The sequence below is a fragment of the Pseudomonas sp. IT-93MI4 genome, assembly GCF_949767635.1.
Classification (GTDB): domain Bacteria; phylum Pseudomonadota; class Gammaproteobacteria; order Pseudomonadales; family Pseudomonadaceae; genus Aquipseudomonas; species Aquipseudomonas putida_A.
This window is the reverse complement of the sequence record NZ_CATKPP010000011.1, coordinates 637,867-658,801: the sequence shown is the minus strand read 5'-3', so window position 1 is coordinate 658,801 and position 20,935 is coordinate 637,867. Positions and strand designations below refer to the sequence as shown.

Genomic DNA, 20,935 nt, shown 5'->3' with positions numbered 1-20,935 from the left:
TTTACTTGGCTCTACAGGTGCAATTAGCTCCATAGCTTCAATTAGATCCTCAGGTTCAGTGTACAGGCCAATAAAAAGGCGCCCATGTCGGGCGCCTTTTTTTGTGCCTGTCGCTTACAGATACTGCTTGAAGAACCCCACCATTTTCTCCACCGCCGGCCCGACGAACTGTTCCTTGTCGTACAGGTCGATGTGGCTTGCGCCCTCGATCAGCACCAATTCCTTCGGCTCCAGCGCCTTCTTGATCGCCATTTCGCTGAAGTAACGGGTGTCGGCTTCCGAGCCGGCAATCATCAGCAGCGGATGCGGCGAGATCAGGTCGATGTGCTCGTAGGACGAGTACGCCGCGATCCGGCCGATGCTGGTGAACACGTACTTGTTCGGCGAGTTGGGATGTTGCGCACGCGGGGTGCGGTAGTAGTCGCTGCCTTCGCGGAACAGGGGCGGGGTGTCGGCGTTGATATCGGCGGTTTCCGGGACGATCGGGTCGATGCGCACCGGTTCGCCACGGGCTTCGCGAGTGCGTTGTTCGCTGACTTGTTCCAGCAGTTGTTTGAGCTGTTCCGGGCTGACGCTGCCGCCAAGGCCTTCGCGGTAAAGCAGGCCGATGTCGGCGGCGCTCACGGTGGCGACGGCGCGGATGCGGCGGTCGGTCTGGGCGGCGAAGGGCACGTAACCACCGGAAGCGCAGATGCCGAGGGCGCCGATGCGTTGTGAGTTGACCGAGGCGTGGTTGGCGAGGAAGTCCACCGCGCTCTTGATGTCTTCGGCGCGGACGAACGGGTCTTCGAGGTAGCGCGGTTCACCTGCGCTTTCACCCTGGTAGCTGGCGTCGTAGGCGAGGGCGATCAGGCCTTTGGCCGCGAGTTTGGCGGCGTAGAGGCCGGCGGTCTGCTCCTTGACGCCGCCGAACGGGTGGGCGACGACGATGGCCGGGCGTTGTTCACCGGGTTGCAGGTCGTCCGGGGTGTAGAGGTGGCCGGCGAGTTTGAGGCCGTTGCTGAGGAAGCTGACGTTGGTTTTCATAGGTGCACTCCACGGGTTGCTGCGATGCCGCAGGTGGCGGCTGACGAGGCACAGATTGCCGCCGTGGGTGGGAGGCAAAAAGAGAGCGCGGATCCTGGGAAAAACTTTCCTATGATAAGGATTGCCTTCCCCCGGACGCGCTCGCGCGCAATGATCGCCCCATGAATACACACACCAGCCCCAACGACCTCGGCGAATTCCTCCGCGCCCGTCGTTCCGAACTCGAACCGACGCAAGTCGGTTTACCCGCCGACGCCGGTCGGGCACGCCGCGTCGCCGGTTTGCGCCGCGAAGAGGTGGCGATGCTGGCCGGCATCAGTGTCGATTACTACACACGCCTGGAGCAGGGGCGCTTGTCGCCGTCTAAATCCGCATTGGCGGCGGTCGCCCGCACGTTGCGCCTGCGCGAGGATGATCTGGATTACCTCTATCGACTGGCGCGTCTGGGGCGAACCACGGTCGATCAGCATCGCCGGCAAACCGTCGGCCCGCAGACCCAACGATTGCTGGACAATCTGCAGGGCATTCCGGCGATGGTCATCGGGCGCTACATGGATGTGTTGGCGTGGAACCCGTTGGCTGCCACACTTTACGTCGACTTCGCCGAGATACCGATCGAGCAGCGCAACCTGATTCGGTTGTCATTTCTCGACCCGAGGTTTCGCAGTCTGTACATCGATTGGGAGAACAACGGGCGCAACTGCGTGGCGTTTTTGCGCATGGACACCGCGCGGTTTCCCGATGACCCGAGGCTGGCTTCGCTGATTGGCGAACTGTCGCTGCGTGACGAAGATTTTCGCCGCTGGTGGGCGACGCATCTGGTGGCCAGCCCGACCTGCGGCAGCAAAACCTTTTTGCATCCGCAGGTGGGTAAACTCAGCCTCGACTGGCAGATGGTGTCATGCGCCGAGAGCCCGGATCAGGCGCTCATCGTCATGACCGCCGCGCCGGGCAGCGAGGCCAGCGAAGCGCTGGAAACGCTTATTGCGGCACTGCCAGCCACTCACCAATGACCTTCTGATAACTGCCAGTGACTTTACTCAGATGCAGCCACTGATCAACGTACAGTTTCCAGCTGATGTCATCGCGCGGCAGCAGGTACGCCTTCTCGCCGTACTGCATGTATTGGTGCGGATTCACCGCGCACAACCCCGGTTTGAGTTTCTGCTGATACAGCGCTTCCGAGGCGTCGGTGATCATCACGTCGGCCTTGTTGTCGAGCAGTTGCTGGAAGATCGTCACGTTGTCGTGCAGCGCCAGTTGCGCCTTGGGCAGGAAGGCGTGGACGAAGGCTTCGTTGGTGCCGCCGGCGGGTTCGACCAGACGCACGTTGGGCTGGTTGATCTGCTCGATGGTCTGGTACTTGGCCTGCTCGGCACAGCGCACCAGCGGGATCTTGCCGTCGCTGTCGAGGGTGTCGCTGAAGTAGGCTTTTTTCTGCCGGTCCAGCGTCACCGAAATCCCGCCCATGCCGATGTCGCACTTGCCGGCCTGCATGTCCGGCATCAGGGTTTTCCAGGTGGTTTGCACCCACTCGACTTTCACTCCGAGGCTGTCGGCCAGCGAGCGCGCCATGGCGATGTCGATGCCCTCGAAGTCGCCGTCGGTGCGCTTGAAGGTGTAGGGCTTGTAGTCGCCGGTGGTGCAGACGCGCAGTTGGCCTTGTTGCTGGATGCTGTCGAGGTGCGAAGGGCTTTCCTGCGCCTGAACGCCGGCGGCCAGGGTCAGCGCGCCGCAAAGGATCATCGTGCTTTTTAGAATGGTCATGGACATCGGGCTTCTGCAGAGGACGGTGAGCCAGTGTAGTGAAAGGCCTTCTCGGGTGTCATCCCGCGTCCGGACTCAACGTGCCGAGCCACGCCACCAACGCCACGATCAGCAGGGCCATGCCCAGTTCCAGCAGCACGCTGCGCCTGAGTGCATGCGCCGCGATGACGTGCTGTCCATCGCGTAGCGATCGCTCCAGCGCAGGCCCAAGGTGAAAGCGGTTCAGCGCCGCCAGAACCAGCATCGCGGCAAACAGCAAAACCTTGATCGCCAGCAACATCCCATAGGTGCCGAGCAGCACCTCATCCAGCCTCGGGCCGACGATGAACAGGTAATTCACCACGCCGCTCACTGACAGCGTCAGCACAATCGCCGCGCCGATCCATTCGAAGCGTTTCACCGCCTCTGCCAGCAGGCGAATCCGTGCTTCATCCACACCACCCCGCGCCAGCAGCACCAGCGCCAGCATGCCGCCCAACCATGCCCCCGCCGCCAGTAGATGGAGGATGTCGCTGAGGAAATGCCAGAAACGCAGCGAGCCCTCGTCCATTGCTCCGTGCCCACTCCACGCAAGGGAGGTGAGGGCGACCGCGCCGGCCATCGACGCGAGCCACTTCCCCGGCTGAGCCAGCACCACGATCAGTGCAATCATGCGCAGCGCCCACGCCAACCCGACGTCCGTTTCCAGCAGCATCATCTGCAGGTGCGGCCAGAGTGCGGCGAGTTCGGTTTCGCCACTCATGGCGCTCGTCATCAGCAGCAATCCAGCCACTGACAGCAGGGCACCGAGCAACGCCAATCCACGCAACAGCGGCCTGAACCGCAGCGGCGCGTTCACGCTGTACAGCGCAAACAACGCCACCCCGAACAACAGCAGCAAATCCACATACAACGCCAGGCGCAGAATGATGTTGATCAGTTCAGCCATCGCTCACTGCACTTTGAACGTGACGCTGCCGGTGATCGGGTGCGTGTCGGACGACACCGCGCGCCACTCGACCTTATAGGTGCCGGCGGGCAACGGCGTGAGCGGGGTGACGAGCATCGATTTCGGGTCGCTGCCGGCGCTGACTCTGGCCTTCATCGGCATCGGCGAATGGGCCATGCCGGGCATCTCGGTCATCACCAGTTTGGCGCCGGAGAACTGAGTCAGCAGGCTCTCGGAAAAGTGCAGTTCGATCTTGTCGGGAGCCGCGCCGTCGGCACCTTCGGCCGGGGTTGATGACAGCAGTTTCGGGTGAGCCTGAGCGAGGCTGCTCAGGAGCAATCCGCTGGCGAGTACAAGGGTGATATTCAATGTGCGCATGCAAGACCTCTGGGGTGTTTTTCAGTGGGAATTCAGAACCACAGCCGCACACCGAGCACGAGCCGTGCTTCGCTGCGATTTTCGCCTTCTTCGCGGACGTAATCGGCGGTGTTGCCGTAGGTGCGGTGCCACGTCACGCCGAGGTACGGCGCAAATTCGCGGCGGATTTCGTAGCGCAGGCGCAGGCCGGCTTCAGTGTTCGACAGGCCGGAGCCGAGGCCCCGTTGCGGGTCGTTTTTGCCGTAGACGTTGAGTTCGGCGGTGGGCTGCAGGATCAGCCGATTGGTCAGCAGAATGTCGTAATCGCCCTCCAGCCGCAGTGCGCTTTGTCCGCCGTCACCGAGAAACGCCGTGGCCTCGGCTTCGAAGTTGTACAGCGCCATGCCCTGCACACCGAACGCGGCCCAGGTTTGCTGCGCGCCGGGTTTGAAGTCCTGACGCACGCCGCTGACCACGTCCCACCACGGCGAAATCGCGTGGCCCCACAATGCCTGGAGCTCGGCGTCCTCGGTCTTGCCGTTGCTGCGTTCGCCTTCGGAGCGCAGCCACAGGCGATCGATGTCGCCGCCAATCCAGCCGGACAGATCCCAGGCCAAAGCGCTGCCGTCATCGGCGTTTTGCCATTCGAGTTTGTCGGCGAGGAAGTAGCTGTTGATCGCGCTGTCGTGCACCTGATGGCCGCCGGGGCTGACGAACACGGCGGCGCGGTCGGCGTCGGTCAGCACCGGGATCGGCGTACGACTTTCTGTCGGCGCGGCGGGCTGCATCATGCCGTCGTCCATGCTCTGCATCGAGTGATCCATGCCGGGCATCTGGCTGTGATCCATGCCTTGCATGTCGTCGGCGGCCATGACGGAGCTGCCGATGATTAACAAGGAGAACGCTGCGAATCGAGTCATGTTCGGCCCCTTCATTCTTCCACCCGCACTTCGCGGAACATGCCGGTTTCCATGTGATAAAGCAGATGGCAGTGATAGGCCCAGCGGCCCAATGCATCGGCCGTCACCCGATAGCTGCGACGGGTACCGGGGGGCATGTCGATGGTGTGTTTGCGCACCTGAAAGTTGCCGTTCTCGTCTTCCAGATCGCTCCACATGCCGTGCAGGTGGATGGGGTGGGTCATCATGGTGTCGTTGACCAGCACCAGACGAATGCGCTCGCCGTACTTGAGGCGCAGCGGCTCGGCGTCGGAGAATTTGATGCCGTTGAACGACCAGGCGAATTTCTCCATGTGCCCGGTCAGGTGCAGCTCGATCGTGCGCCCGGGATCGCGGCCGTCCGGGTCTTCGAAAGTGCTGCGCAGGTCGGCGTAGGTCAGCACGCGACGGCCGTTGTTGCGCAGGCCGAGGCCAGGGTCGTCGAGTTTCGGCGCGGTGCTCATGGCTTGCATGTCCACCAGCGGATTGTCCTGTTCGCTGGCGGGGTGCGATTGCATCGGGCCCATCGCCGAGTGATCCATGCCCGCCATGGCGCTCATGTCCATCGAGCCGTGATCCATGCCGGCCATGCCCATGTCATCCATGGTCACCAACGGGCGCGAGTCCAGCGCAGGCACCGGTGCTACCAGACCGGCGCGGGTGGCGAGGGTGGCGCGGGCGTAACCGCTGCGATCCATGGCCTGGGCAAACAGGGTGCAGGCCTCGCTGTCAGGCTCGACGATCACGTCGTAGGTTTCCGCCACGGCGATGCGCAGCTCGTCGACGCTGACCGGTTTGACGTGCAAACCGTCTGCCGCGACCACGGTCATTTTCAGCCCCGGAATGCGCACGTCGAAGTAAGTCATGGCCGAGCCGTTGATCAGCCGCAGGCGCAGTTTTTCACCGGGGCGAAACAGTCCGGTCCAGTTGCTGTCGGGCGTGTGGCCGTTGATCAGGAAGGTGTAGGTGGCGCCACTGACGTCGGCGATATCGGTGGGGTTCATCTTCATTTCGGCCCACATCGTGCGGTCGGCGACGCTGGCCCCCCAGCCTTCTTCGCTGACGTCGTCGATGAAATCGCCAACGGTGCGCTTGTGGTAGTTGTAGTAGTCGGACTGCTTTTTCAGGGTCTTCATCAGGCTGGCCGGGTCTTCGTCGGTCCAGTCGCTGAGCATCACCACGAACTCGCGGTCGTAGTGGAACGGCTCCGGTTCTCTGGCGTCGATCACCAGCGGCCCGTAAACCCCGGCCTGCTCCTGCAAGCCGGAATGGCTGTGATACCAGTAAGTGCCGTGCTGCCGCACCTTGAACTGGTAGACGTACACGCCGCCCGGTTCGATGCCGTGAAAACTCAGACCCGGCACGCCGTCCATGTTGGCCGGCAGCAGGATCCCGTGCCAATGAATCGAGGTGCTGTCCTTGAGCCGATTGCGCACCCGCAGCGTCACCGTGTCACCCTCGCGCCAGCGCAACAACGGGCCGGGCAGACTGCCATTGATGGTCAGCGCAGTGCGCGGGCTGCCGGTGAAGTTGACCGGGGTTTCGCCGATGAACAGCTCGAATTCGCTGCTGCTCAGTTCGTTGATCTGCCCAGGCGGGGGCAACGCCCAGACCGGCGCGCGCCACAGACCGAGGCCGCCGAGCAGGCCGCTGGCGGCCAGGCCTTTGACGAAGGTGCGTCTTGAGGTGTTGGAAGGCATGCGCTGGAAGTCCCCGTTTGATTCATGACGGGGAGGCTACCCAGCGCTGGCTTTCAGTTGGCTGAGAGGGGGATTACAGTTTTGACAGTTTGGCCGCTCGCGTTACAGACCGAGCCCTTCCTGCACCACCTGCAACAGGTTGTTCTCGGTCAGCGCAATGGCATCCAGTTCCTGCCCGGTTTCCACCGTTTGCAACCACCAATGGCTCTCATGATGTTCATCGACGGTGCGCAGCAGATAGGTGTTGCGCTCGGGCAGGGTGATCTGCACGCGACCGGCGCCGTCCTCGGTAAACCGGGCGATGGGATCAAATGTCAGGGTTTGTTGATTGGCTTCGATCACCAGTTGGTCGATCGCGTAATCGTGGCTTTCACCATCGGGTGAGCTTTCGCAAACGTGGGTCGGGTTGCGACGGATTTTCAGGCCGACTTCGGTGACGGGTTGCAGCCAGGCCTCGATGCGGTGGTACAGATCGTAGACCTGCGCCGGCCAGCAATCGATCTCCAGCGCGGCATCCGCATGGGTGTGCCGGGTTTGCTTGAGTTTGGCGGCCAGTTCGTCTGCTTTACTCATTTCGGATCCCTTGGTTTGATGTCTGCCTGTTAATCGTAGACCGTTCAACGGCGTACGGCCTTGCCTTGCGTCATGCGCTTGCAACACAAGCATGGCGAAATCAGCGCTGGCCAAGTCTGGTCAGCATCAAAAACCACGGACGCAGGCGTCCCAAGGAGCGGGTACATGAAAAAGCTGTTTACAATTCTGGCGCTGATCGCGCTGACGGCCGGTAGCATCGGCCTGAGTTCGGCGCGTCAGTCGAACGCCAGCAAGGTGCAAACGGAAGCGGTAGCGGGGCAGTTCGATTACTACCTGCTGACGCTGTCCTGGTCGCCAACCTTCTGCCTCACCCACAAAGATGACGTGCAATGCTCCGGCAAGGGCTACGGCTTCGTGCTGCACGGCTTGTGGCCGCAATACGCCAACGGCGGCTGGCCGGAATCCTGCCCACCGCTGACCACGTTGTCGGCGGCGGAAACCACCAAGGGCCTGACACTGTTCCCGACGAAGAAACTGCTCGATCACGAATGGTCCAAGCACGGCACCTGCAGCGGTCTCGGCGCGATGGGTTATCTGGATGAAGCGGACAAAGCAGTTGGCGCGGTGAAAATTCCGCAGGAGCTGCAACCGTTCAGCTCCTCGTATTACTTCGAAGCCCAGGAAATCGCCGACCTGTTCCGCAAGGCCAACCCGGGGATCCCGGCCAATGGCATCGCGGTGATCTGCAGCGGCCCGGAGCTTTCGGAAGTGCGGGTGTGCATGGGCAAGGATCTGCAGTTCGGCGCGTGCGGCAAGGGCGTGAAGACCCAGTGCCGGGCGGGGGATATTCGGGTGCCGCCGTCGCGGTGATGTGAGCGGTTCCACGAACAGGAAAGGGCGCCCGAGCGGGCGCCTTTTTTTTGCCTGAAGGTTTGAAGCACCCGGAAAATTCACGCATGCTTGCGCGCCCCAAAAGGATGACCCGCCACACTGCAAGGAGCTGTTCATGAGCGGAAAACCCGCCGCCCGCGTCACCGATCCGACCGCCTGCCCACTCCCGGGACATGGCACCAATCCGATTGCCAGTGGCTCGCCGAATGTGAATTTCGACGGATTGGTGAAAAGTGGCTTATCTCCTTTGGCCCTTCATTAAACGTCAATGTAGACACAAATCATGCAAATGCTTTGGGGTTGTTTACTGCCCGTATCGCGGGGAGCAAATCGGCAGCCGATATGCTTTTTGACTCAATCATGAAGGATTTTCCATGATGTACAGGGTGCTCATTTGTTGCTTGCTCGCTATTTGCTCAGGTTGTGCGAAAGACCATACAAAGCCTCCCGCAAACCTGAACTTCGAATCTGTGGAAAGAGAAAAGTCGCTGCTATACATCATCCGGTATCAGTCGGACGTTGATGTGTTGGATCTTTTTGATCGCGGGGAGCGAGTTGGGATGATTTCGGGCATGCTTCATTGCGCATTGGCGGATGATCATGATTTCTCAGTAGGCAAAGCCATACAGTTCTCCGCATCCGGTTTGATACGATCGGAAAAAAATGAAAACAACAAGGGAAAGTTTTCCTACCTTACTCGCGCATTCCTCAGTGAAACTTCCAGCAACCGAAGTTCTGAGAGAAATCTTTCAGTAACAGAACTGAATCAACTCCTCGCGAACAAACAACAAATCCCCTGCAAAGTCGTCGTCACCGCGTACGGCTACAAACCCTACTACTCAAACACCATGAACCTGCCGGTCGCGGATTTGCTGCGGGAAATCAACAAACCCCGATAGCCGTCATCGGTGCACTGCGCGATTGCCCTACGCAGATACGCGAGGGCGATCACCCGCAAAACCACCACTGAAAATAAATCGACGTGCGGAGATCATCCAAATCCCTTGCGCGCCGATACAACGGGGCAGGCGTGTGTTGGCGGGGCGGGTTTGCTGTGCGCACCCCGCTGGGCTACGCTCATGAAAAGTAAGGGTTTCGGGCTGCGGCCCCTGTCGTACCTGCCCAGGACACGTTTTTGCCAATCCCCATTCACGACCCCCATCAGACTCCCGGCACGCTTAAACGCCTGCCACTGCGCAAGGCGGCAGCGCTGTTCATCGTTGCGGTATGCCTGTGCCTGTCCGGCTTGCTTTATCTGCAACTCGAGCAGACACGGCGTCAGGACCTGGCGAACGCGCAGATCGCGTCGACCAACCTGACCCGAGCCATGGCGCAGCAGGCCGAAGACACGTTTCTGGCCGCCGATTTGGTGCTCACCAGTCTCGCTGATTGGGTCGAGGACGATGGTTATGGCGCCGCGCAGCGACCACGTCTGCAAAAAACCTTCGCGCGTCGGGTGCAACAACTGGAGCAGTTGCACGGCATGTTCCTCTTCGATCGCGAGGGCCAGTGGGTGATCACCTCGTTCCCGGACCTGCCCCGTGGCAAGGGTGTGGCCGACCGCGAGTACTTCAGGTTTCACCAGCAGAACGTTTCTATCGTGGCGCACATCGGCCCGGCGATTCGCAGCCGCGAGAATGGCGAGTGGATCATCCCGATCTCGAAACGCATCAACGACCGCGCCGGCAATTTCCAGGGCGTGCTGATGGCCGGGATCAAGATGGCGTACTTCGACCGGTTCTTCAAAAGTTTCAGCCTCGATGACAACGGCATCATGTTTCTCGGACTCAAGGACGGCACGCTGCTGGCGCGGCGACCGTTCGACGAAGGCCTGATCGGTTCGTCGCTGGCGCAAGGCAGGATCTACCAGAAGCTGCTGCCCGAAGCCCCGGCCGGCACCGCGATGATCAAGTCGGTGGTCGACGGCGTGGTGCGCTTGTACGGCTACCGCCAGTTGGCGGCTTATCCGCTGGTGGTAGCGTCCGCCTCTTCGCGCGACACGATTCTCAAGGGTTGGTATGAGCGGGCCTTTCAGTCCAGCGTGATTGTGGCGCTGGTGATTCTTGGCGTCGGCCTGTTCGGCTGGGTGTTCATTCATCAGGTGCGTGACGGCGAGCGAATCGAGAAAAACCTGCGCAAGGCACAACGCACACTGGAGCAGATCGCGACCCACGACAGCCTGACGGGGCTGGCGAATCGGCGCCTGTTCGAGCAATCGCTGGAGATCGAATTTGCTCGCGGTGAACGGCAGTCGAGTCCAGTCGGCTTGATCATGCTCGATATCGATTTCTTCAAGCGATACAACGATGCCTACGGGCACGTGGCAGGGGATCACTGCCTGACTCAGGTGGCCCAGGTGTTGAAGCATTGCTCTCAACGCAAGTCTGACCTGGCGGTGCGTTACGGTGGCGAAGAGTTCGCGGTGTTGCTGCCGGATACCGACATCAACGGCGTGCTGGCGATTGCCGGGCAGATTCGCCGCAGCGTGATGGATAAACGCATTACTCACAGCGGTTCGCCCACCGGTTACCTGACGGTGAGTCTGGGCTGCTACTCATTTATTCCGAGCGGCAATGACAGCCTTGAAGTGTTTATCCAGCGTGCTGATGCGGCGTTGTATCAGGCAAAAAATGCCGGGCGCAATCGCGCGGCGGTGTTGTCGCTGGAGGAGGGTGTTGCCGAGTTGATGCGGTCGGATCGCTAAAGCCTCCGCGCTTGATCTGTGGCGAGGAATCGGATTCCAGCGCCACAGATTCATGCCTTCATGCCGGATCACCAGCGGTCACGCTTATTCGTTCAGCTGCCTGTGCCACCACCGGCACCGCCAGTTCCGCCGCCGGCCGAACCAGTGCCGCCCCCCGCTCCCGATCCAGAACCCATGGTGCCACTGTTGGTGCCGGTACCCTTGCCGGCGCCATCGGTACTGTCACCGTTTTTCGGAGCGCCGGGGGTGCTGTTGGGTGGCATGTTGGTGCCGCTTGTAGCACCGGATTTGGTGCCGGAGGCATCCGCCCCGTCATTGGCGGCAAAGGCGCCGACCGAGGCGGTGGCCAGCAGCCCGGCGAGCAACAGGGAAGTCAGTTTGCGCGTTGTCATGGTACGTCTCCCAAAAAGGTTCGGTTACCTGACTTTGGTCTGACGGCCGCAGCTGTTGGTGCCGATTGGCTGACGAGCGGTTGTCGAGCCTCAGCCTCGATCCTCAGCCAGTTTCTGCTCCAGCACCTGCCGCACCTGCGGCCACTCGTCATCGATGATGCTGAAACGCACCGAGTTACGCTTGCGGCCGTCGGGCATGATCCGCTCGTGGCGCACGATGCCTTCCTGTTGCGCACCGAGGCGCAGAATCGCGTTGCGCGACTTCTGGTTGTTCTCGTCGGTGGTGAACTGCACTCGCACGCAGTCGAGCACCTCGAAGGCGTGGCGCAACATCAGGTATTTGGCTTCGGTGTTGACGAAGGATTTCTGCCAGCGTGCCGAGATCCAGCTGCTGCCGATTTCCAGCTTGCGATTGAGCGGGTCGATCTTCCAGAACCGGGTCGAGCCGATCACTGCGCCGCTATCCTTCAACACGATCACAAACGGCATGACCGTGCCGGCATCACGACCGTCGAGGGCTTTTTTCAGATAGCTGTCGATAGTGCTCGCCGAAGGCACCACGGTGACGGTGAGGTTCCACAATTCGCCGTCGGCGGCAGCGCGGAGCAGGGCGTCGGCGTCGCTGTACTGAAGCGGGCGCAGGAGGATGCGCGGGCCTTGCAGGGTGGTGAGCATGGAATCAAGTCTCGGCAGTTCGGGGCAGTGACGAGCGCCTATTACGCCGCAGCCGGTTGATCCGATGCAACCACCGCCGTTAGCACAGGGTCACAATTTTCACACCTTGTTCGCCGGAGCCTGAACGATGAAAAACCTGCGGATCGCCACGTTCAACGTCAACGGCCTGCGCGCACGCTTGCCGAACCTGCTGGCGTGGCTCAAGCGCGAGCAACCGGACATCGCTTGTCTGCAGGAACTCAAGTCGGTCGACAGTGCATTCCCCGCCGCCGAACTGGAGGCAGCGGGGTACGGCGCGATCTGGCACGGGCAGGCGTCATGGAACGGCGTGGCGATTCTCGCCCGCGACGCGCAGCCACTGGAGAGCCGCCGCGGTCTGCCGGGCGATCCCGAGGACAAGCACAGTCGTTATCTGGAGGCGGCTGTGCATGGTGTGCTGGTCGGCTGCCTGTACCTGCCCAATGGCAATCCGCAGCCGGGGCCGAAATTCGACTACAAACTGGCCTGGTTCGAACGCTTGATCCGCTACGCCAAGGATTTGCAAAGCAGCGACCATCCGGTGGTGCTGGCCGGCGATTACAACGTGGTGCCTACTGACATGGACATCTACAACACCCGCTCCTGGCTCAAGGATGCGCTGCTGCAACCCGAAAGCCGCGAGTGTTATCAACGGCTGCTTGATCAAGGCTGGACCGATTCGCTGCGCCATCTGTATCCCGATGATCGCCTCTACACCTTCTGGGATTACTTTCGCCAGCATTGGCAAACCAACTCCGGTCTGCGCATCGATCATCTGCTGCTCAACCCGGCACTCAGTCCGTATCTGCACGAGGCCGGCGTCGACGCCTGGGTGCGCAACGAACCGCACGCCAGCGACCATGCGCCGACCTGGATTCGCATCGGTTCGCGCAAGCGTCGGTAGCGCTGATTGGCGAAATCAATTGTCGGAGTCCGGGGGCGATCCCGTATACATGTCGGCCATCGGCGCAGCAATGCGCGGCCACATGCAAAAGGACTGAGCAATGAGCGAGCCACGTCTGGCGAATCCGACGTTGTACCTGCAACACCTGGGGTTCGACGCTCCACCGGCACCGACCCTGGAAACCCTGCGGCAGTTGCAGTTGCGGCATACCGGCGTCTTTCCCTTCGAGAACCTGTCGACGATCACTGGCGCGCCGGTGCTGATCGATCTGGCGTCGGTCGAACAAAAAGTTCTCCACGGTGGTCGGGGTGGTTACTGCTACGAACTGAACAATCTGTTTCTGGCGTTGCTGCAGGAGTTGGGCTTCGAGGCCCGTGGCATCTCCGGGCGCGTGGTGCTGGCGCAACCCGAGGGCACCTGGACGGCCCGCACGCATCGCTTGAGCCTGGTGATCATCGACGGCGAGCGTTACATCACCGATGTCGGCTTCGGTGGCATGGTGCCGACCGCGCCGTTGCTGCTCGATACCGAGGCTGAACAACCGACGCCGCATGAATCCTATCGCATCGAAAAACAGGCCGACGGCTACATGCTGCGCGCCGGTGTCGCAGGCGAGTGGCGCGCGATGTACCTGTTTGATCTGCAACGCCAGGAAGACATCGATTACACCCTCGGCAACTGGTACGTCTCGACCCATCCCGAGTCGCCGTTCGCCAAACGGCTGATGGTTGCGCGCACTGGCGATGGCTGGCGGCGGACCCTGAACAACGGCAGCTTCGCGATTCATCACATGGGCGCCGACAGCGAGCGGCGCGAGGTGGCGGATGTCGATGAGTTGATCGAGGTGTTGGAGCAGGAGTTCGGCTTGCGTCTGCCTGACCAGCCGCACGTGCGTCAGTCGCTGGCGCGGATGCTCGTACCGGCCTGATCTCAGGGCTTGGCCTCCGGTTCCAGTACCCGGCGGATTTCCCCGACCGCCGCCGAGAGCTTTTTTTCCAGACTCTTGAGGTCGGCGGCGGTGATGCCTTTCTTGAATTGCCCGGAGTGGGGCGGCTCGGCTTCCTGCTTTTTGCTGCCTGCCTCCAGCAGGGCATGGCGCAGAGTGTTGTTGATCACCGTCTGATAACCGAAGCCTTCGTTTTCCGCCACGCTGCGGGCGGCTTCGATGACCGCGTCATCGAGCATGATGGTGATGCGAGTCTTGCCCTTGGTGGACGCCAAGGCTCCGCGTTTGCCCTGCGAGAAGTCGTATTCGTCTTTCATCGTTCAAGCCTCCTGAAAATAAGCGCAACGTTCGCTCGGTGTGGCGACACGTGCAGAAATGATTCGTACGACGTTGGCTTCGCGATAACTGTACGCAACCACCAGCAAACGTCCTTTGCCATCGAGACCGAGGGTGATCCAGCGCTGTTCGTCATGGTCGTTGTCCTCGATCGTCAGCGCGCGTTCGTCATGAAAGACCGGCTCGGTCTCGGCAAGGCTGACGCCCCTGTGCTTGAGTTTGTTGGCTGCGTTCTTGCTTTTGTCGTACTGAATTTCGAATGACTTAATTATGCATACTTTATATGTATAAAAAAGAGCGCCGGTGCACCGCTGGTCGCCATGAATAATTCAGCCTAGTGCGATAAGAACCGGGGGCAGGAGGGGATGTGTTGCCGGATTTGTGGGAGATGGAGGTGGCGAGATAGAAGCTTGGATGGCTACCTATCCATTATGTGACTGACAAGTTGTATACAACTCTATGGACATTTGTCCCGAGTATTGAATACAGTGTGCGCATAACAAAAACCAGGGAACCCCCCACATGAAAACGCCCCATGTTTCACACCAACGGCCCGAGGACGAAAATCTCGGGGTCGGCGCGAATATGGCTTACGGCCTGCAACATGTTCTGACCATGTACGGCGGTATCGTTGCGGTGCCACTGATCATCGGCCAGGCGGCCGGGCTGTCGCCGGCGGACATTGGTTTGTTGATTGCTGCTTCATTGTTTGCGGGGGGGCTGGCAACACTGCTGCAAACCCTGGGTCTACCGTTTTTTGGCTGTCAGTTGCCGCTGGTGCAGGGCGTGTCGTTCTCCGGTGTGGCGACCATGGTCGCGATCGTCAGCAGTGGCGGGGAGGGCGGCTTCCAGTCGGTGCTGGGCGCGGTGATTGCCGCATCGTTGATCGGCTTGCTGATCACCCCGGTGTTCTCGCGAATCACCAAGTTTTTCCCTCCACTGGTCACCGGCATCGTGATCACCACCATCGGCCTGACGCTGATGCCGGTGGCTGCGCGCTGGGCCATGGGCGGCAACAGCCATGCGCCGGACTTCGGCAGCATGCAGAACATCGGTCTGGCGGCCGTGACGCTGGTGCTGGTGTTGCTGCTGAGCAAGGTCGGCAGCTCGACCATCTCGCGTCTGTCGATCCTGTTGGCCATGGTGATCGGCACGATTCTGGCGGTGTTCCTCGGCATGGCCGATTTCTCCAGTGTCACCCAAGGGCCGATGTTCGGCTTCCCGACGCCGTTCCATTTCGGCATGCCGACCTTCCACTTCGCCGCGATCCTGTCGATGTGCATCGTGGTCATGGTGACCCTGGTGGAAACCTCGGCGGACATTCTGGCGGTCGGTGAGATCATCGGCACCAAGGTCGACTCCAAGCGCTTGGGCAACGGCCTGCGCGCGGACATGCTGTCGAGCATGTTTGCGCCAATCTTCGGATCGTTCACCCAGAGCGCCTTCGCGCAGAACGTCGGGCTGGTGGCGGTGACCGGGATCAAGAGCCGTTATGTGGTGGCTACCGGGGGCATCTTCCTGGTGATTCTCGGGCTGCTACCGTTCATGGGCCGGGTGATCGCTGCGGTGCCGACCTCGGTGCTGGGCGGCGCCGGTATCGTGCTGTTCGGGACGGTGGCGGCGAGCGGGATTCGCACACTGTCGAAGGTCGATTACCGCAACAACGTCAACCTGATCATCGTCGCCACCTCGATCGGCTTCGGCATGATCCCGATTGCCGCGCCGAACTTCTACGATCATTTCCCGAGCTGGTTCGCGACCATTTTCCACTCGGGCATCAGCTCGTCGGCGATCATGGCGATTGTGCTGAATCTGACCTTCAACCACTTTACCGCCGGCAACTCTGACCAACAGTCGGTGTTTGCCGCCGCAGAAGAGCGCACCCTGCGTTATCGCGACCTGGCGGCGCTGCGTGAAGGCGATTACTTCAGCGACGGCAAGCTGCACGATTGCGATGGCAAGGAAGTGCCGGTGATCGAGCCTGATGAACACGATCATGGGCATGGTGCGCCGAAGACCCAGATGAAGAGCAGCGAGCATGTTTGAGCGCTGAATGGATGAAAGAGGCCGATCTGTTGTGAGACAGATCGGCCTTTTTGGTTTGAAGAGCAAAAGATCGCAGCCTGCGGCAGCTCCTACAGGGGATCGGAGCTGCAGCAGGTTGCGATCTTTTGACTTTTCGAGCGCCCACAAAAAAGCCCCTGAATCTTGCGATTCAGGGGCTTTGCTATTTGGCTCCACAACCTGGACTCGAACCAGGGACCCAATGATTAACAGTCATTTGCTCTACCAACTGAGCTATTGCGGAATTGGTGCGTATGTTACTGATTCAAAAAGAGAAGTCAAGCGTCGGGTGTAAATTTTCTGCGTTAGGCAGGACGGACGGTGTTTTGTCAGCGATTGGCGGTTACCAGAACCGCCTCACAGGTCTACCATGGTTGCCCGGAAGTGGTGACACGCGCTGCCGGCCATTCGCCGAAAAGGTACGCGCCATGACTCGAACCGTTGTTGTTTCCCTTTCACGCGAGGTGCTCGTATGAGCGTCACGCAAATCAGTCTGCCCAAGGGCGTTGGCCCGCACGCCGAGAAACTCTTCGACGCGATCACCCAGGCCAGCACCGCTGAAGAGCTGAACCGTGCTGGCGGCAAGGCCGAAGGGTTCGTGCTCGGTCTGGAAAGCACCAAGGCGATCAAGAGCCAGATCGCCGAATCGCTCTACGTCGCGTATGACGATGCGGCCAGTCAACGGGCGACGGAACTCGCCTAACCGCCGAAGGTGATCGTACCGAGCATCAGTTTGGCGTAAGCGGCGGTGGCGGCCAGTTGCACCAGCCACAGGGCCAGGCCGCCGAGGAAGACGCCCGCTGCGACTTGCAGCACCAAGCTTTTTTCGCGTTTGGCCGGGGTGCGGGGGATGAAGTCATCCAGGTCGTCTCGGTCGGCGCGCAGGTTGTCGTTTTTCATTTGGGTTCTCACAAAATTCCTGGATGTACGAAACCTGTGGGAGCGAGCCTGCTCGCGAATGCTGTCAGCCACCAACAATGGCGACTGACCCACCGCATTCGCGAGCAGGCTCGCTCCCACAATTCAGATTTGTGTGCAGTTTAGAGGGAATGTTGGATTCCTTCGGACAAATAAAAAACGGGAAGCCCCAAGGCTTCCCGTTTTTCATTGCCAGGCGAAATCAGATGACCTGAACGATCGCATCCGTGACCGCTTTGATGTTGCTCTGGTTCAGTGCCGCGACGCAGATGCGGCCGGTGTCCAGGGCGTAGATGCCGAACTCGTTGCGCAGGCGATGCACCTGTTCGGTGGTCAGGCCGGAGTAGGAGAACATGCCGCGCTGACGGCCGACGAAGCTGAAGTCACGCTGCGGGGCTTTTTCCGCCAGCAGAGCAACCATCTGCTCGCGCATGCCGCGAATGCGCAGGCGCATTTCTGCCAGTTCGGCTTCCCACTGGGCGCGCAGTTCCGGGCTGTTCAACACAGCGGCGACGATGCTTGCACCGTGGGTCGGCGGGTTGGAGTAGTTGGTGCGGATCACACGCTTGACCTGCGACAGCACGCGCGCGCTTTCTTCTTTCGATTCGCTGACGATCGACAATGCACCAACGCGCTCGCCGTACAGCGAGAACGACTTGGAGAACGAGCTCGAAACGAAGAAAGTCAGGCCCGATTCAGCGAACAGACGCACAGCCGCGGCGTCTTCGTCGATGCCGTCGCCGAAACCTTGGTAAGCCATGTCGAGGAACGGTACGTGACCTTTGGCCTTGACCACGTCCAGCACGTTTTTCCAGTCAGCCGGGGTCAGGTCGACGCCGGTCGGGTTGTGGCAGCAGGCGTGCAGCACAACGATCGAGCCGTTCGGCAGGGCGTTGAGGTCGTCGAGCATGCCGGCACGGTTCACGTCATGGGTGGCGGCGTCGTAGTAACGGTAGTTCTGCACCGGGAAACCAGCGGTTTCGAACAGCGCGCGGTGGTTTTCCCAGCTCGGGTCACTAATCGCCACAACGGCGTTCGGCAGCAGTTGCTTGAGGAAGTCGGCACCGATTTTCAGTGCGCCGGTACCGCCGACAGCCTGAGTGGTCACGATGCGACCGGCAGCGATCAGCGGCGAGTCGTTACCGAACAGCAGCTTTTGCACCGCCTGATCGTAGGCCGCGATGCCGTCAATCGGCAGGTAGCCACGGGAGGCGTGCTGAGCAGCGCGAATGGTTTCGGCTTCGATCACCGCGCGCAGCAGGGGAATTCGCCCCTCTTCGTTGCAGTAAACACCTACACCCAGGTTGACCTTGGTGGTCCGGGTATCGGCGTTGAATGCTTCGTTGAGGCCCAGGATTGGATCGCGGGGTGCCATTTCGACAGCGGAGAACAGGCTCATTATTACGGCGGCTCTGAATGGAGAGTGGAGGGACGTGTCGCGCTCCAGCCGAATGCACTAGAGCGGTGCACAAACGGGGAGCTAGTATAGAGGCCATCACTGAGCAATGGCGACAGGCGATTCAGCTTTTCCAGCAAGTTTTTCCGATTATTTCTTGACCGTTAGTCGATTGACTCTGTCAGAGACTTTACCGGATGTAGGACGTTTGCCTTGAAAGGCGAGGCAATCGGCTCCACATTGAGCACAATCTTCGTTTTTCCTTGGGCGACAACGGTCGTTTGCGGTCATCCCCGCGGCTCGGCTGTTTTCTGCGCGAGCCGCGATCCCAGAGGTGTGTATGTCCGAATTCCAGCTAGTCACCCGCTTCGAGCCCGCCGGCGATCAACCAGAAGCGATCCGCCAATTGGTCGAGGGTATCGAAGCCGGGCTGGCGCACCAGACGCTGCTCGGTGTGACCGGCTCGGGCAAGACCTTCAGCATCGCCAATGTCATCTCGCAGGTACAGCGCCCGACGCTGGTGCTGGCGCCGAACAAGACCCTCGCCGCGCAGCTGTATGGTGAGTTCAAGGCGTTCTTCCCGAACAACGCGGTCGAGTATTTCGTTTCCTACTACGACTACTACCAGCCCGAAGCCTATGTGCCGTCGTCCGACACCTTCATCGAGAAGGATGCGTCGATCAATGACCACATTGAGCAGATGCGTCTGTCCGCGACCAAGGCGTTGCTCGAACGCAAGGACGCGATCATCGTTACCACGGTCTCGTGCATCTACGGTCTCGGTAGCCCGGAAACCTATTTGAAGATGGTGCTGCACGTCGATCGCGGCGACAAACTCGATCAGCGCGCCTTGCTGCGGCGTCTGGCCGATCTGCAATACACCCGCAACGACATGGATTTTGCCCGCGCGACGTTCCGCGTGCGCGGCGATGTGATCGACATCTATCCGGCGGAGTCCGATCTGGAAGCGATCCGCATCGAACTGTTCGATGACGAGGTCGAGAGCATCTCCGCGTTCGACCCGCTCACCGGCGAAGTCATCCGCAAGATGCCGCGCTTCACCTTCTATCCGAAGAGTCACTACGTGACGCCCCGCGAGACCCTGCTCGACGCCATCGAACACATCAAAGTCGAATTGCAGGAACGCCTCGAATACCTGCGCAGCAACAACAAACTGGTGGAGGCGCAGCGCCTCGAACAGCGCACCCGTTTCGACCTGGAAATGATCCTCGAACTGGGTTACTGCAACGGCATCGAAAACTACTCGCGCTACTTGTCCGGACGTCCGGCCGGTGCCGCGCCGCCGACGCTGTATGACTATCTGCCGGCCGACGCCTTGCTGGTGATCGACGAGTCTCACGTCAGCGTGCCGCAAGTCGGCGCGATGTATAAGGGTGACCGTTCGCGTAAAGAAACCCTGGTCGAATACGGCTTCCGCTTGCCGTCGGCACTGGACAACCGGCCCATGCGCTTTGACGAGTGGGAAGGGGTCAGCCCGCAGACGATTTTTGTCTCGGCAACGCCGGGCAACTACGAGGCCGAGCATGCCGGTCGCGTGGTCGAGCAAGTGGTGCGTCCGACCGGTCTGGTCGACCCGCAAGTCGAGGTGCGTCCGGCGCTGACTCAGGTCGACGATTTGCTCTCGGAAATCACCAAGCGCGTGGCGGTCGAGGAGCGGGTGCTGGTCACCACGCTGACCAAACGCATGGCCGAAGACCTCACCGATTACCTCGCCGACCACGGCGTGCGCGTGCGTTACTTGCACTCGGACATCGACACCGTCGAACGGGTCGAGATCATCCGCGACCTGCGTTTGGGCACCTTCGATGTGCTGGTGGGGATCAACCTGCTGCGTGAAGGTCTGGACATGCCGGAGGTGTCGCTGGTGGCGATTCTCGACGCGGACAAGGAAGGCTTCCTGCGTTCCGAGCGCTCGCTGATCCAGACCATCGGCCGGGCCGCGCGGAACCTAAATGGCCGGGCGATTCTCTACGCCGACCGCATCACTGGCTCGATGGAACGGGCGATTGGCGAGACCGAGCGTCGTCGCGACAAGCAGATCGCCTTCAACCTGGAAAACGGCATCACCCCGAAAGGCGTATTCAAGGACGTCGCCGACATCATGGAGGGCGCCACCGTACCTGGCTCGCGCAGCAAGAAGCGCAAGGGCATGGCCAAGGCTGCCGAAGAAAACGCCAAGTACGAAGCCGAACTGCGTTCGCCAAGCGAAATCACCAAACGCATTCGCGCGCTGGAAGAGAAGATGTACCAGTTGGCGCGGGATCTGGAGTTCGAAGCGGCGGCGCAGATGCGCGATGAGATTGCCAAACTGCGTGAGCGGCTTTTGGCGGTTTGATCTTCATCGTCTGACCGGGCCTCTTCGCGAGCAGGCTCGCTCCCACATTGGATCTGTGTCGTTCACAAATCCCCTGTGGGAGCGA

General features: G+C 60.7%; 22 protein-coding genes, 1 tRNA gene and 1 pseudogene. 10 read left to right on the top strand and 14 right to left on the bottom strand.

Translation table 11 applies throughout. The annotated features are described in order from the left end of the window. Positions 1–114: 114 nt before the first annotated feature. Positions 115–1,026 (bottom strand): alpha/beta hydrolase, encoded by a 912-nt coding sequence (locus ACM6I7_RS10300; protein ID WP_414888496.1) that lies wholly within the window; start codon positions 1,024–1,026, stop codon positions 115–117. 161 nt (positions 1,027–1,187) lie between these two features. On the opposite strand from ACM6I7_RS10300, the gene ACM6I7_RS10295 reads away from it, so the two are divergent. Beyond that, complete coding sequence (locus ACM6I7_RS10295) at positions 1,188–2,039, top strand: helix-turn-helix domain-containing protein (RefSeq protein WP_414888495.1); 852 nt, start codon at positions 1,188–1,190, stop codon at positions 2,037–2,039. Here ACM6I7_RS10295 and ACM6I7_RS10290 read toward each other — a convergent pair. The 6 genes from ACM6I7_RS10290 to ACM6I7_RS10265 all read right to left on the bottom strand — a co-directional run bounded on the left by ACM6I7_RS10290 (position 2,008) and on the right by ACM6I7_RS10265 (position 7,289). Then, on the bottom strand, positions 2,008–2,793 hold the full coding sequence (locus ACM6I7_RS10290; protein ID WP_097088620.1) for a transporter substrate-binding domain-containing protein: 786 nt from the start codon (positions 2,791–2,793) through the stop codon (positions 2,008–2,010). The genes ACM6I7_RS10295 and ACM6I7_RS10290 overlap by 32 nt on opposite strands. Positions 2,794–2,851: 58 nt before the next feature. Beyond that, positions 2,852–3,721, bottom strand: coding sequence for a copper homeostasis membrane protein CopD (copD, locus tag ACM6I7_RS10285; protein WP_414888494.1), 870 nt, complete (start codon positions 3,719–3,721; stop codon positions 2,852–2,854). 3 nt (positions 3,722–3,724) lie between these two features. Beyond that, positions 3,725–4,099: a copper homeostasis periplasmic binding protein CopC gene (gene copC / locus ACM6I7_RS10280; protein ID WP_414888493.1), complete on the bottom strand. Its 375-nt coding sequence runs from the start codon at positions 4,097–4,099 to the stop codon at positions 3,725–3,727. A gap of 32 nt (positions 4,100–4,131) precedes the next feature. Next, positions 4,132–4,998: a copper resistance protein B gene (locus ACM6I7_RS10275; protein WP_414888492.1), complete on the bottom strand. Its 867-nt coding sequence runs from the start codon at positions 4,996–4,998 to the stop codon at positions 4,132–4,134. Between the two features lie 11 nt (positions 4,999–5,009). Beyond that, positions 5,010–6,716, bottom strand: coding sequence for a copper resistance system multicopper oxidase (locus tag ACM6I7_RS10270; protein WP_414888491.1), 1,707 nt, complete (start codon positions 6,714–6,716; stop codon positions 5,010–5,012). A 102-nt stretch (positions 6,717–6,818) separates the two neighbouring features. Further along, a complete protein-coding gene (locus ACM6I7_RS10265) occupies positions 6,819–7,289 on the bottom strand; it encodes a hypothetical protein (protein WP_098964677.1) in 471 nt (156 codons plus the stop codon). Positions 7,290–7,454: 165 nt separating this feature from the next. Here ACM6I7_RS10265 and ACM6I7_RS10260 point away from each other — a divergent pair, with 165 nt between their 5' ends. The 4 genes and pseudogenes from ACM6I7_RS10260 to ACM6I7_RS10245 all read left to right on the top strand — a co-directional run bounded on the left by ACM6I7_RS10260 (position 7,455) and on the right by ACM6I7_RS10245 (position 10,845). Next, positions 7,455–8,120 (top strand): ribonuclease T2, encoded by a 666-nt coding sequence (locus ACM6I7_RS10260; RefSeq protein WP_027611510.1) that lies wholly within the window; start codon positions 7,455–7,457, stop codon positions 8,118–8,120. Between the two features lie 136 nt (positions 8,121–8,256). After that, positions 8,257–8,367, top strand: a pseudogene (locus ACM6I7_RS10255) (PAAR domain-containing protein); the annotation flags it as partial. A 148-nt stretch (positions 8,368–8,515) separates the two neighbouring features. Further along, positions 8,516–9,040, top strand: coding sequence for a hypothetical protein (locus tag ACM6I7_RS10250; RefSeq protein WP_097088632.1), 525 nt, complete (start codon positions 8,516–8,518; stop codon positions 9,038–9,040). Positions 9,041–9,276: 236 nt separating this feature from the next. Continuing rightward, positions 9,277–10,845 (top strand): diguanylate cyclase, encoded by a 1,569-nt coding sequence (locus ACM6I7_RS10245; RefSeq protein WP_414888490.1) that lies wholly within the window; start codon positions 9,277–9,279, stop codon positions 10,843–10,845. Between the two features lie 92 nt (positions 10,846–10,937). Here ACM6I7_RS10245 and ACM6I7_RS10240 read toward each other — a convergent pair whose 3' ends face one another. Both ACM6I7_RS10240 and ACM6I7_RS10235 read right to left on the bottom strand, forming a co-directional pair. Further along, entirely contained in the window at positions 10,938–11,237 is a 300-nt protein-coding gene (locus ACM6I7_RS10240) for a hypothetical protein (RefSeq protein ID WP_096796939.1), read from the bottom strand. 90 nt (positions 11,238–11,327) lie between these two features. Continuing rightward, positions 11,328–11,912, bottom strand: coding sequence for a GNAT family N-acetyltransferase (locus ACM6I7_RS10235; RefSeq protein ID WP_414888489.1), 585 nt, complete (start codon positions 11,910–11,912; stop codon positions 11,328–11,330). A gap of 127 nt (positions 11,913–12,039) precedes the next feature. Here ACM6I7_RS10235 and xth point away from each other — a divergent pair, with 127 nt between their 5' ends. Then, on the top strand, positions 12,040–12,834 hold the full coding sequence (xth, locus tag ACM6I7_RS10230) for an exodeoxyribonuclease III (RefSeq protein WP_096796937.1): 795 nt from the start codon (positions 12,040–12,042) through the stop codon (positions 12,832–12,834). 100 nt (positions 12,835–12,934) lie between these two features. Then, on the top strand, positions 12,935–13,762 hold the full coding sequence (locus ACM6I7_RS10225; protein ID WP_414888488.1) for an arylamine N-acetyltransferase family protein: 828 nt from the start codon (positions 12,935–12,937) through the stop codon (positions 13,760–13,762). 2 nt (positions 13,763–13,764) lie between these two features. On the opposite strand, the gene ACM6I7_RS10220 is transcribed toward ACM6I7_RS10225, so the two are convergent. After that, a complete protein-coding gene (locus tag ACM6I7_RS10220) occupies positions 13,765–14,097 on the bottom strand; it encodes a BrnA antitoxin family protein (protein WP_414888487.1) in 333 nt (110 codons plus the stop codon). A gap of 3 nt (positions 14,098–14,100) precedes the next feature. Beyond that, complete coding sequence (locus tag ACM6I7_RS10215; protein ID WP_103484283.1) at positions 14,101–14,385, bottom strand: BrnT family toxin; 285 nt, start codon at positions 14,383–14,385, stop codon at positions 14,101–14,103. A 253-nt stretch (positions 14,386–14,638) separates the two neighbouring features. On the opposite strand from ACM6I7_RS10215, the gene ACM6I7_RS10210 reads away from it, so the two are divergent. After that, complete coding sequence (locus ACM6I7_RS10210) at positions 14,639–16,162, top strand: nucleobase:cation symporter-2 family protein (protein WP_096796934.1); 1,524 nt, start codon at positions 14,639–14,641, stop codon at positions 16,160–16,162. 186 nt (positions 16,163–16,348) lie between these two features. Here the strand turns inward: ACM6I7_RS10210 and ACM6I7_RS10205 are convergent. After that, positions 16,349–16,424 (bottom strand) — tRNA-Asn (locus ACM6I7_RS10205). Between the two features lie 228 nt (positions 16,425–16,652). Between ACM6I7_RS10205 and ACM6I7_RS10200 the strand changes: the two genes are divergently transcribed. Further along, positions 16,653–16,883: a hypothetical protein gene (locus ACM6I7_RS10200; RefSeq protein ID WP_003226459.1), complete on the top strand. Its 231-nt coding sequence runs from the start codon at positions 16,653–16,655 to the stop codon at positions 16,881–16,883. Here the strand turns inward: ACM6I7_RS10200 and ACM6I7_RS10195 are convergent. Both ACM6I7_RS10195 and ACM6I7_RS10190 read right to left on the bottom strand, forming a co-directional pair. After that, positions 16,880–17,080: a hypothetical protein gene (locus ACM6I7_RS10195; protein ID WP_027611520.1), complete on the bottom strand. Its 201-nt coding sequence runs from the start codon at positions 17,078–17,080 to the stop codon at positions 16,880–16,882. The two genes, ACM6I7_RS10200 and ACM6I7_RS10195, sit on opposite strands and share 4 nt — an antisense overlap. 220 nt (positions 17,081–17,300) lie before the next feature. Further along, complete coding sequence (locus ACM6I7_RS10190; RefSeq protein WP_027611521.1) at positions 17,301–18,497, bottom strand: amino acid aminotransferase; 1,197 nt, start codon at positions 18,495–18,497, stop codon at positions 17,301–17,303. A 337-nt stretch (positions 18,498–18,834) separates the two neighbouring features. On the opposite strand from ACM6I7_RS10190, the gene uvrB reads away from it, so the two are divergent. Continuing rightward, positions 18,835–20,850, top strand: a complete 2,016-nt coding sequence (gene uvrB / locus ACM6I7_RS10185; protein WP_007969222.1) for an excinuclease ABC subunit UvrB — start codon at positions 18,835–18,837, stop codon at positions 20,848–20,850. Positions 20,851–20,935 lie beyond the last annotated feature (85 nt).